Origin of the sequence: Craterilacuibacter sp., from assembly GCF_051659485.1 — a bacterium.
Lineage (GTDB): Bacteria > Pseudomonadota > Gammaproteobacteria > Burkholderiales > Chromobacteriaceae > Craterilacuibacter.
On record NZ_JBOFOO010000314.1, the window covers coordinates 1 to 2,666 of the forward strand.

A 2,666-nucleotide genomic window follows, 5' to 3' on the forward strand; every position below is an offset into this window, starting at 1 on the left:
TCCGCAAACGATTCCGCAGCAAAACAAGCAAACTCAAGACGGCCACTGAAGTACAGGACGTGATCCACAACACGAAAGACATGCAGACCAGCACCCCGCCCACAGGCCTGCAAAACTCACCGCGCCAAACGGGAAACAGCCCGGCAAGCTACCATGCTTGCCGGGCTGTCAAGCTCAGGCTGGTTCCGGATTCAACGCGATAACTGACGGCCGTCAAGCCTTGCTGGCGGGTCTTGGCCGGCAGATGCCTTGCTCACTGCACCACGGTTTTTACCTTCCAGTCGTTACCTTCTACTGCGGAGATGGTGACCGGCGCGTTCTTCAGGTTACCGGCAGCGTCAAAAGCAAAATCGGCAGTGACTCCCTTGTATTGGGTCTTGGCGATAAACGGGAGAAACTTGGCAGGCTCGGTAGAGTCCGCACGCTTCATTGCATCGGCCACGATCATTACGCCATCGTAAAACTGAGGCCCAAGCAACACCACTTCCTGCTTGAAACGGTCCTTATAGCGGACTTCAAAATCTTTACCGCTCGCACGCGAGTCCAGTGCGGCGCCCGCTACCGCCGAGAAATGCCCGGCCGAATCCGCTCCAGCCAGCTTGATAAAGGTCGGGGTACTGAGCATGTCACCCCCCATCAGCTTGGCATTCATGCCGAGGCGCTTCATCTGCTTCGCCAGTGGCGCGGCCTGCGCATCTGCTCCGCCATAAAAGACCAGATCGGGTTTTTGCGCTTTAAGTGATGTAAGGATGGCGGTGAAGTCGGAGGCCTTGTCGTTGGTGTATTCGCGTTTGACTGGCTTCTTGCCCTGCACCTGCAGTGACTTGATGAATTCGTCGGCAATGCCCTGCCCGTAGGCGGTACGGTCATCAATCACTGCAACCCGCTGGGCATTGAGTTTTTGCACCGCATACTGCCCCAACGAACCGCCAATCTGGCTATCACTACCAACTAGGCGGAAAGTGGTCTTGTAGCCGGAAGCGGTGTAGGCCGGATTGGTGGCGACAGAGAGTTGCGGTATGCCGGCATCTGAGTAAATGCGCGAGGCCGGAATCGATACGCCAGAGTTAAAATGACCGATCACGGCCTTTACACCCGAGTCCATTAGTCGTTGCGCCACCTGAGTACCCACCCGCGGATCGGCCTGATCATCTTCCGATATCAGTTCGAATTTCACTTTCTGCCTGCCAATGGTGATGGGCCTGGCGTTCAGGTCGTCAATCGCCATGCGGGCGGCGTTTTCATTATCCTTGCCATAGTGCGCCTGCGGGCCGGACAGCGGCGATGAAAAGCCTAGTTTGACCACGGTATCCGCATGTGCAGCGCCGATGGCGAGCGGTGCCATCATGCCGCCCAGAGCCAGTGCCAAACTCAGCGTACGTGTTGCAGTGTGATGCTTCATATTGCTACTCCTTTATATACACGACTGAAGGTTGGCCGTTGCAACGGCCCGCTGCTACTTGATATCTGTTTGCGCGCTAATGGCGGCGGCCCGCTAGAATCGGTCAGGCCTGTAGGCGGCACCATCCAGACTGCACGCCTTGCCGCAGATCTGCTCTGTCAGCAAAGCCCCCGTGGTGGCCGCCAGTGTCAGCCCCAGATGCCCATGCCCTGTAGCAAAATACAGGCCAGCCACACCCGGTGCCGGGCCGATAACCGGCACGGTGTCGGGCACGGATGGCCGGTTCCCCATCCACACACTCATACCCCGGGTACTGAAGTCACCGACGATGCGTCTGGCCTTGTCGATAAGAATGTGCGCACGGCGCCAGTCTGGTGGCGCATCGCGGTGCGCCAACTCCACTGTACCGGCAAGGCGCAAGCCCTTGTTCGCCATAGGCAGGATGACGAAGCTTTCGCTGGCACACTGTATAAAGTGGTGCAGCGCTACATCGGCATGTGGCAGGGTGACGTGATAGCCGCGCTCGCTTTCTAGAGGAATGGGACAGCCATGCAGGCGGGCGAAGCGGTCGCTCCATATTCCGCAAGCGATGACCACACGGTCGGCATCAAGCCGGCCGCCGCTACGCACTTTCACGCCATCAATACGACCATTCCTGACCCGAGTAGTGATTACTTCGTCCTGCACAAAGCCGCCCCCCTCACGCATGAAGGCATCAAACAGTCCGCGACTGAAGAGATAAGGGTCATCTACATGCGACCACTCCGGCACCTTGACCGCAAACTGCCATTCTTCGGTGATCAGCGGCTCAATAGCGGCTAATGCCGCACGCTCCAGAGGATTCCAGCTGACGCCATGCTCGCGCTTGATTTGCCAGGCGGCCAAGGCTGCCTGGTACTCTGCTTTATGGCGATACAGGGTGAGATTGCCGTGACGACGCCACAGGTGCGAAACACCGGCGCGCTCGATCAGTGGCGCGTAATCGGTATTCACGCGAGCCAGCAGTGCGGCCATGGCATGGGTGAGCTCGGCCACCCGGGCTGGCCGACTGGCGGCAACAAAGCGCGCCAACCACGGGGCCAGTCTTGGCAGATGGCGCCAGCGCACCGCCAGCGGGCCTAGCGAATCCAGCAGCCAGCCTGGCACTTTAGCCAGCACGCCAGGTTCGGCCAGCGGGATCACATCACTCACGGCAAATGCACCGGCATTGCCGTAGCTGGTTTCCATCGCCGGCTGGCCGCGATCCAGTAAGGTGACCTCGCAG

Annotated in this window: 3 protein-coding genes; 1 reads left to right on the forward strand and 2 read right to left on the reverse strand. The window is 59.1% G+C overall.

Features of this window, described 5'->3' with window-relative positions:
• A partial coding sequence (locus ACRC1E_RS10925) for a hypothetical protein (protein WP_438515127.1) occupies nucleotides 1-203 on the forward strand: 203 nt, incomplete at its 5' end.
• 50 nt (nucleotides 204-253) lie between these two features.
• Here the strand turns inward: ACRC1E_RS10925 and ACRC1E_RS10930 are convergent.
• Both ACRC1E_RS10930 and ACRC1E_RS10935 read right to left on the reverse strand, forming a co-directional pair.
• A complete protein-coding gene (locus tag ACRC1E_RS10930; RefSeq protein WP_438515128.1) occupies nucleotides 254-1,402 on the reverse strand; it encodes a branched-chain amino acid ABC transporter substrate-binding protein in 1,149 nt (382 codons plus the stop codon).
• Between the two features lie 93 nt (nucleotides 1,403-1,495).
• A partial coding sequence (locus ACRC1E_RS10935) for an NAD(P)/FAD-dependent oxidoreductase (RefSeq protein WP_438515129.1) occupies nucleotides 1,496-2,666 on the reverse strand: 1,171 nt, incomplete at its 5' end.

Coding starts and splice junctions, on each gene's coding strand:
- ACRC1E_RS10930 (WP_438515128.1), bottom strand. CDS start 1,402: ATGAAGCATCACACTGCAACACGTACGCTGAGTTTGGCACTGGCTCTG.